At 58.3% G+C, this 884-nt stretch carries 1 protein-coding gene; it reads left to right on the top strand.

The features are described from left to right. The coding region (locus tag KBX13_RS11410; RefSeq protein ID WP_256022277.1) for an IS1249 family transposase at nucleotides 1-884 on the top strand (884 nt) is incomplete at both ends.

Genomic DNA, 884 nt, shown 5'->3' with positions numbered 1-884 from the left:
CCCAACTCAGCCAAGACCAGCGCATATCGGTTTGCCATCTTCATTGACTGGATCACCAACCAGCGTCCCCTCGACGCTGTCGCTGCTGCGCACAACGTCTCCAGGCGCACACTCATCCGCTGGTTCACCTACTTTTGGTTCATCATCGTCCCGTGCAAACCGGACCCGTACCGCGTCTACGACCAGCTCTTTATTGATGGCACCTACTTCCACAAAAAATGCCTGCTTGTCGCTGCAACCAGCGAGCACGTCGTCGCCTGGCACTGGTGCACACGAGAAACCGCCTACGACTACGCCAAACTCTTCGACATGATCGCCGAACCCCTCGTCGTGACCACAGACGGCTCCGGTGGCGCCCACAAAGCCATCAAACAATGCTGGCCAAACGCCTCCATTCAACGCTGCCTCGTCCACGTACGCCGCGACACCATCAAAGACACCACACGCCAACCCACAATCACCGCACACAAAGCACTCCTTCGCCTCGGCAACCAGCTGACCCACATCACCACCAGTGACCAGGCAATCACCTGGGTACTTCGCCTCAACCGCTTCCAGGACCTCTACGGTGACTGGCTCAAACAACGCACCTACCGCAACCAAGTCGCCCCAGAAGAGATCCCAAAACGTATCCGCGACAACCAGCAATGGTGGTACACCCATCCCAGAGCCCGCAGAGCCTACCGCCGATTCGAGCGTCTCTACCAACAAGGCCACCTCTTCGTCTGGCTCAACCCACCACACCGCACCACGACCACGCTGAAGACCACCACAAACAGCCTGGAAGGCGGCATAAACGCACAACTAAAACACCTCGCCCGAGCCCACCGCGGCACATTTGACGAACACCAGCGAATCATCATGGACTGGTGGCTCTACCTGCA

The sequence above is a fragment of the Corynebacterium sp. CCUG 51687 genome (assembly GCF_024453995.1).
GTDB classification, from domain to species: Bacteria; Actinomycetota; Actinomycetes; order Mycobacteriales; family Mycobacteriaceae; genus Corynebacterium; species Corynebacterium pseudogenitalium.
Note: the sequence above shows the minus strand (reverse complement) of the source record. Positions and strands in the feature narration are given on the sequence as shown.